Origin of the sequence: Klebsiella sp. V115_8, from assembly GCF_029967715.1 — a bacterium.
Lineage (GTDB): Bacteria > Pseudomonadota > Gammaproteobacteria > Enterobacterales > Enterobacteriaceae > Klebsiella > Klebsiella quasipneumoniae.
The window spans coordinates 96,958-104,492 of record NZ_JASCAR010000038.1 but is presented as its reverse complement, the minus strand read 5'-3'; the positions used below and the strand labels follow the sequence as shown (position 1 = coordinate 104,492).

The following is a 7,535-nucleotide window of genomic DNA, read 5'->3' as shown; positions in this document are numbered from 1 at the left end:
CTTACTGATGTAAGCTCCCGGGGATTTCGGGTCTTGACGCCTTTTTGCAACGCGAAATGCTGGGTTAAATGGGTGGGGCGCCTTTCACGCTGCAAATGCGTTGTCTGCGCCCGCTCGCGCTGCGCTTACCAGGGCTATAGTTGCCAGGTAGCCCGGCTAAGCGAAGCGCCGCCGGGTTCTTCCTTGGCCATGCTCCGCTTATTGGGGCTACGGCTTAATGCTTTTCCCAACCGGTCTGCTGGGCGCTAAAGCCGAGCGCCTGCATAAAGGCCGCCATCACGCCGCGGTCTTCCACTCCGCGGTCGGCGACGCGCCAGCTATTGATCGCCGGGTTATCACGCAATGTCTCTTCCACTAAATATTGCCCGACGCCGCGGCGGCGGGTCACTTCACGCACGCACAGATCGCTGAGCTCACCTTCGACGCCGCGCAGGGTAACGCGCACAGCGCCCAACAGGCGCTCGTTAAAGCGGGCGGCATAGAGACGATGGTTTTCATCCAGGGTCAGCGTCGACAGATCCTGCGACGGCCAGATTTTCCCCAGATCAATGCGATCCTGATCGCTGAAGTGCTGTAAACGGATAATAGTCAGTTTCATGGGCGGCAAGTCCAGTGCAAAACAGAGGCGCCAGTGTACCCAAAATTGCTGTCTGGCGGAGCGCTGTTTTTTGCGCATACATCAGGGGATTCGTTTTCCTGGCGTTGTTGGGGTAGCGCAATCCGTCATGGATCGAAAAATAAGCAGGATTTTAACCTAATGTGCAGCGTTTTATTCCGCCTTATGTATCGTTATTTTATGCTGCCGCATGGACTTTTTTTTGTTTATCTTCAGCAAAATACAGAATATTATCTTTGCTTAATCGACTGAAAAATAGAGATTTTAATCTGTTTTTTAGTGAAAAGCTGCGCTAAACCATTAAACTCAATGGTAAAAATGGCGTTGTTTAATAAAAGCACAGAATGCTTTTTAACCATAAAAATACAAAACATTTACACCACATCACGAACGGGGTTCTGCAGCATGAAAAGGAACGCGAAAACCATCGTCGCGGGCATTGTCGCATTAGCGATGTCGCACGCGGCGATGGCCAAGGATATTAAGGTCGCCGTGGTCGGCGCGATGTCGGGTCCGGTGGCCCAGTGGGGCGACATGGAGTTCAACGGCGCGCGTCAGGCGATTAAAGACATCAACGCCAGCGGCGGTATTAAGGGCGACAAGCTGGTGGCCGTCGAATATGACGACGCCTGCGATCCGAAGCAAGCGGTCGCGGTGGCCAACAAAATCGTCAACGACGGTATTCAGTACGTTATCGGCCACCTGTGCTCCTCTTCCACCCAGCCGGCTTCCGATATCTATGAGGATGAAGGCATCCTGATGATCTCCCCGGGAGCGACCAACCCGGAGCTGACCCAGCGCGGCTATCAGTACATCATGCGTACCGCCGGCCTCGACTCCTCGCAGGGGCCGACCGCGGCGAAATATATCGTCGAGAAAGTCAAACCGCAGCGTATCGCCATCATTCATGACAAGCAGCAGTATGGCGAAGGGCTGGCGCGTTCGGTGCAGGACAACCTGAAAAAAGCCGGGGCCAACATCGTCTTCTTTGACGGCATCACCGCGGGCGAGAAAGATTTCTCCGCGCTGCTGGCGCGCCTGAAGAAAGAGAACATCGACTTCGTCTACTACGGCGGTTACTACCCGGAAATGGGCCAGATGCTGCGCCAGGCGCGCTCCGTGGGGCTGAAAACCGTGTTTATGGGGCCGGAAGGGGTCGGCAACGCCTCGCTGTCCAATATCGCGGGCGCCGCGGCGGAAGGGATGCTGGTGACGATGCCAAAACGCTACGATCAGGACCCTGCCAACAGCGCCATCGTCAACGCGCTGAAAGCGGAGAAGAAAGATCCGAGCGGGCCGTATGTCTGGATCACTTACGCCGCGGTTCAGTCGCTGGCGCAGGCGATGGACAGAACCGGCAGCCAGCAGCCGCTGGATTTAATCAAAGATTTGAAAGCGCACGGGGCGAAAACCGTGATTGGGCCGCTGACCTGGGATGAAAAAGGCGATCTGAAGGGATTTGAGTTTGGTGTCTTCCAGTGGCACGCCGACGGCTCTTCGAGCGCGGCGAAATAAGCGCTGAAGATGAGTTATCCCTCCGCCCGCGATCCGCGGGCGGTTTGAAAAAGGTTACCTTATGTCCGAGCAGTTTCTCTATTTTCTGCAGCAGATGTTTAACGGCGTCACGCTGGGCAGTACCTACGCGCTTATCGCCATCGGCTATACGATGGTGTACGGCATTATCGGCATGATCAACTTCGCCCATGGCGAGGTCTACATGATTGGCAGCTATGTCTCCTTCATGATCATCGCCGCGCTGATGATGATGGGGATCGACACCAGCTGGCTGCTGGTCGCCGCCGGCTTCGTGGGCGCCATTGTGATTGCCAGCGCCTACGGCTGGAGCATCGAGCGCGTGGCCTATCGGCCGGTGCGTAATTCCAAGCGTCTGATTGCGCTGATCTCCGCTATCGGGATGTCTATATTCCTGCAGAACTACGTCAGCCTGACCCAGGGCTCCCGCGACGTGGCGCTGCCGAGCCTGTTTAACGGCCAGTGGGTCGTCGGCCACAGCGACAGCTTCTCCGCGACGATCACCACCATGCAGCTGGTGATCTGGGTGGTGACCTTTATCGCCATGCTGGCCCTGACGCTGTTCATTCGCTACTCGCGGATGGGGCGCGCCTGCCGCGCCTGTGCCGAAGACCTGAAAATGGCGAGCCTGCTCGGCATTAACACCGATCGCGTCATTGCCCTGACCTTTGTCATCGGCGCAGCGATGGCGGCGGTGGCGGGCGTGCTGCTGGGTCAGTTCTACGGCGTGATTAACCCCTACATCGGCTTTATGGCCGGGATGAAGGCCTTCACCGCCGCCGTGCTCGGCGGTATCGGCAGTATCCCCGGCGCGATGATCGGCGGCCTGATCCTGGGTATTGCCGAGGCGCTCTCTTCTGCCTATCTCAGCACCGAATATAAGGATGTGGTTTCCTTTGCGCTGCTGATTCTGGTGCTGTTAGTGATGCCGACCGGCATTCTGGGCCGCCCGGAGGTGGAAAAAGTATGAAACCGATGCAAATTGCAATGGCGCTGCTCTCTGCTGCGATGTTCTTCATTCTGGCGGGCGTCTTTATGGGCGTGCAGCTGGAGCTGAACGGCACCAAACTGGTGGTGGATACCGCCGCCGATATTCGCTGGCAGTGGATCTTCATCGGCACCGCGGTGGTCTTTTTCTTCCAGCTGCTGCGGCCGCTGTTCCAGAAAGCGGTTAAGAACGTCTCCGGGCCGAAGTTTATTATGCCGGCGGTTGACGGCTCGACGGTGAAGCAGAAGTTGTTCCTGATAGCCCTGCTGGTGATTGCCGTGGCCTGGCCGTTTATGGTGTCGCGCGGTACGGTGGATATCGCCACCCTGACGATGATCTATATCATTCTCGGCCTTGGGCTGAACGTGGTGGTCGGCCTTTCCGGCCTGCTGGTCCTGGGCTACGGCGGGTTCTACGCCATCGGCGCGTATACCTTCGCGCTGCTGAACCACTATTACGGTCTCGGCTTCTGGACCTGTCTGCCGCTGGCCGGCCTGGTCTCCGCGGCGGCTGGCTTCCTGCTTGGCTTCCCGGTGCTGCGTCTGCGCGGCGACTACCTGGCGATTGTGACCTTAGGCTTCGGCGAGATCGTGCGTATTCTGCTGCTCAACAATACCGAAATCACCGGCGGGCCAAACGGCATCAGCCAGATCCCGAAACCGACCTTCTTTGGCCTCGAATTCAGCCGCAGCGCCCGCGAAGGCGGCTGGGATACCTTCAGCAACTTCTTCGGCGTCAAATACGATCCCTCCGACCGGGTCATTTTCCTCTATCTGGTGGCGCTGCTGCTGGTGGTGCTGAGCCTGTTCGTTATCAACCGCCTGCTGCGGATGCCGCTGGGGCGGGCGTGGGAAGCGCTGCGTGAAGATGAGATCGCCTGTCGTTCGCTGGGCCTCAGCCCGACGCGCATTAAGCTGACCGCCTTTACCATCAGCGCCGCGTTTGCCGGCTTCGCCGGGACGCTGTTCGCCGCGCGCCAGGGCTTCGTCAGCCCGGAATCCTTTACCTTCGCTGAGTCCGCCTTTGTACTGGCGATCGTCGTGCTGGGCGGGATGGGCTCGCAGTTCGCGGTGATCCTGGCGGCTATTCTGCTGGTGGTGTCGCGTGAGCTGATGCGTGACTTTAACGAATACAGCATGTTAATGCTCGGCGGTCTGATGGTGCTGATGATGATCTGGCGTCCGCAGGGGCTTCTGCCAATGACGCGCGTGCAGTTGAAGCTGAAAAACGGTCAGGCGAAAGGAGAGCAGGCATGAGTCAGCCATTATTATCCGTCAGCGGCCTGATGATGCGTTTCGGCGGTCTGCTGGCCGTCAACAATGTGTCGCTGGAGCTCAAAGAGCGCGAGATCGTCTCGCTGATCGGCCCCAACGGCGCCGGGAAGACCACCGTCTTTAACTGCCTGACCGGTTTTTACAAGCCCACCGGCGGCACCATTCTGCTGCGCGACCAGCATCTGGAAGGGCTGCCAGGCCAGCAGATTGCCCGGATGGGCGTGGTGCGGACCTTCCAGCACGTGCGCCTGTTCCGCGAAATGACGGTCATTGAAAACCTGCTGGTGGCGCAACATCAGCAGCTGAAAACCGGGCTCTTCTCCGGCCTGCTGAAAACGCCGGCCTTCCGTCGGGCGCAGAGCGAAGCGCTGGACCGCGCGGCCACCTGGCTTGAGCGTATCGGCCTGCTGGAGCACGCTAACCGGCAGGCCAGCAACCTGGCCTATGGCGACCAGCGCCGGCTGGAGATTGCCCGCTGCATGGTCACCCAGCCGGAAATTCTGATGCTCGATGAACCGGCGGCGGGGCTGAACCCGAAAGAGACCAAAGAGCTGGACGAGCTTATCGCCGAGCTGCGTAACCATCACAACACCACCATCCTGCTTATCGAACACGATATGAAGCTGGTGATGGGCATTTCCGATCGCATCTACGTCGTGAACCAGGGGACACCGCTGGCCAACGGGACGCCGGAAGAGATTCGTAATAACCCGGACGTGATCCGCGCATACCTTGGTGAGGCATAAGATGGAAAACGCGATGTTAACTTTTGACAACGTCAGCGCCCACTACGGCAAGATTCAGGCGCTGCACAACGTCAGCCTGCATATCAAACAGGGCGAGATCGTCACGCTTATCGGCGCCAACGGCGCGGGGAAAACCACCCTGCTCGGCACGCTGTGCGGCGATCCGCGCGCCTCCAGCGGGCGTATTGTCTTTGACGGTAAGGATATTACCGACTGGCAGACGGCGAAGATCATGCGCGAGGCGGTGGCGATCGTCCCGGAAGGGCGGCGCGTCTTTTCGCGAATGACGGTGGAAGAGAACCTGGCGATGGGCGGTTTTTTTGCCGACCGCGATCAGTTCCAGACCCGCATCAAATGGGTGTATGAGCTGTTTCCGCGTCTGCACGAGCGTCGTATCCAGCGCGCCGGCACCATGTCCGGCGGCGAACAGCAGATGCTGGCCATCGGCCGCGCCCTGATGAGCCAGCCGCGTCTGCTGCTGCTGGATGAACCGTCGCTGGGGCTGGCGCCGATCATCATTCAGCAGATCTTCGATACCATCGAGCAGCTGCGCGAGCAGGGGATGACTATCTTCCTGGTTGAGCAGAACGCCAACCAGGCGCTGAAGCTGGCCGATCGCGGCTACGTGCTGGAGAACGGCCACGTGGTGCTGGAGGATACCGGCGACGCGCTGCTGGCCAACGAGGCGGTGCGCAGCGCCTATCTCGGCGGTTAATTCATCGCAACCCGGCGTCATTCACTTCGCCGGATAGTAGCCCGGGTGAGGCGCTTGCGCCGACCCCGGGAGCCGATCGCACAACTATTATCCGTGTCTCAGCTCCCACTTTACTTCCCCCGTCCTTTCATCGGCTTGTCATCTCTCTGACCCGTTACTATCTTTTTTTTGTAATAAAAAAGTTATTTTTCTGTAATTCGAACATGTCATGTTACCCCGCGAGCATAAAACGCGTGAAATCGCGCATCCGGCACAACAAGAGAGATAACCGATGATATCGTTACGACATACAGCTTTAGGACTGGCGCTGAGCCTGGCTTTTGCCGGTCAGGCCCTGGCGGTTACCACCATCCCGTTCTGGCACTCAATGGAAGGCGAACTGGGTAAAGAAGTGGATTCTCTGGCGCAACGCTTTAACGCGGCCAATCCTGATTACAAAATCGTTCCGGTATACAAGGGCAACTATGAACAGAGCCTGAGCGCCGGTATCGCCGCCTTCCGTACCGGCAACGCGCCGGCGATCCTGCAGGTGTATGAAGTGGGTACCGCCACCATGATGGCGTCAAAAGCCATTAAGCCGGTCTACCAGGTGTTCAGCGAGGCGGGCATCACGTTTGATGAATCGCAGTTTGTGCCAACGGTCGCCGGGTATTACACCGATTCGAAAACCGGCCATCTGCTCTCCCAGCCGTTTAACAGCTCCACGCCGGTGCTGTACTACAACAAAGACGCCTTCAAAAAAGCCGGTTTAGATCCAGAGCAGCCGCCGAAGACCTGGCAGGATCTGGCGGCCTACACCGCGAAGCTGAAAGCCGCCGGAATGAAGTGCGGCTACGCCAGCGGCTGGCAGGGCTGGATCCAGATTGAGAACTTCAGCGCCTGGCACGGCCTGCCGGTGGCGACGAAAAACAATGGCTTTGACGGCACCGACGCGGTTCTTGAGTTCAACAAGCCGGAGCAGGTGAAGCATATCGCGCTGCTCGAAGAGATGAACAAGAAGGGCGATTTCAGCTACTTCGGGCGTAAAGACGAGTCCACCGAAAAGTTCTATAACGGCGACTGCGCCATTACCACTGCCTCGTCCGGCTCGCTGGCCGATATCCGCCAGTACGCCAAATTTAACTACGGCGTCGGCATGATGCCTTACGATGCCGACGTGAAAGGCGCGCCGCAGAACGCCATCATCGGCGGGGCCAGCCTGTGGGTGATGCAGGGTAAAGACAAAGAGACCTACACCGGCGTGGCGAAGTTCCTCGACTTCCTGACCAAACCGGAAAATGCCGCCGAATGGCACCAGAAAACCGGCTATCTGCCGATCACCACCGCGGCCTACGATCTGACCCGCCAGCAGGGCTTCTATGATAAGAACCCGGGCGCCGATATCGCCACGCGCCAGATGCTGAACAAGCCGCCGTTGCCGTTCACCAAAGGCCTGCGTCTGGGCAACATGCCGCAAATCCGCACCATCGTCGATGAAGAGCTGGAGAGCGTGTGGACCGGCAAGAAAACCCCGCAACAGGCGCTGGATTCCGCCGTTCAGCGTGGGAATCAGCTGCTGCGCCGCTTCGAACAAGCGACCAAATCGTAATCTGTAACTTGCCCGGTGGCGCTGCGCTTACCGGGCCTACGATGTGCCTTATGTAGGCCGGGTAGGGCGTAGCCG

General features: G+C 58.5%; 7 protein-coding genes. 6 read left to right on the top strand and 1 reads right to left on the bottom strand.

Translation table 11 applies throughout. The features are described from left to right. Nucleotides 1–214: 214 nt before the first annotated feature. Complete coding sequence (panM, locus tag QLG03_RS17780) at nt 215–598, bottom strand: aspartate 1-decarboxylase autocleavage activator PanM (RefSeq protein WP_023291228.1); 384 nt, start codon at nt 596–598, stop codon at nt 215–217. Between the two features lie 423 nt (nt 599–1,021). Between panM and livK the strand changes: the two genes are divergently transcribed. The 6 genes from livK to ugpB all read left to right on the top strand — a co-directional run bounded on the left by livK (nt 1,022) and on the right by ugpB (nt 7,460). Continuing rightward, nucleotides 1,022–2,131, top strand: a complete 1,110-nt coding sequence (livK, locus tag QLG03_RS17775; RefSeq protein WP_002920808.1) for a high-affinity branched-chain amino acid ABC transporter substrate-binding protein LivK — start codon at nt 1,022–1,024, stop codon at nt 2,129–2,131. A gap of 61 nt (nt 2,132–2,192) precedes the next feature. After that, complete coding sequence (livH, locus tag QLG03_RS17770) at nt 2,193–3,119, top strand: high-affinity branched-chain amino acid ABC transporter permease LivH (RefSeq protein ID WP_002920807.1); 927 nt, start codon at nt 2,193–2,195, stop codon at nt 3,117–3,119. Further along, nucleotides 3,116–4,393 (top strand): branched chain amino acid ABC transporter permease LivM, encoded by a 1,278-nt coding sequence (gene livM, locus QLG03_RS17765; RefSeq protein WP_255989232.1) that lies wholly within the window; start codon nt 3,116–3,118, stop codon nt 4,391–4,393. Before livH ends, livM begins: the two co-directional genes overlap by 4 nt. Beyond that, the gene (gene livG, locus QLG03_RS17760; protein ID WP_023291227.1) at nt 4,390–5,157 is read left to right on the top strand and encodes a high-affinity branched-chain amino acid ABC transporter ATP-binding protein LivG; all 768 of its coding nucleotides are present in this window, start codon (nt 4,390–4,392) and stop codon (nt 5,155–5,157) included. Before livM ends, livG begins: the two co-directional genes overlap by 4 nt. A 1-nt stretch (nt 5,158) precedes the next feature. Further along, a complete protein-coding gene (livF, locus tag QLG03_RS17755; protein WP_004145133.1) occupies nt 5,159–5,872 on the top strand; it encodes a high-affinity branched-chain amino acid ABC transporter ATP-binding protein LivF in 714 nt (237 codons plus the stop codon). A gap of 271 nt (nt 5,873–6,143) precedes the next feature. Then, on the top strand, nt 6,144–7,460 hold the full coding sequence (ugpB, locus tag QLG03_RS17750; RefSeq protein ID WP_032454248.1) for a sn-glycerol-3-phosphate ABC transporter substrate-binding protein UgpB: 1,317 nt from the start codon (nt 6,144–6,146) through the stop codon (nt 7,458–7,460). Nucleotides 7,461–7,535: the final 75 nt, after the last annotated feature.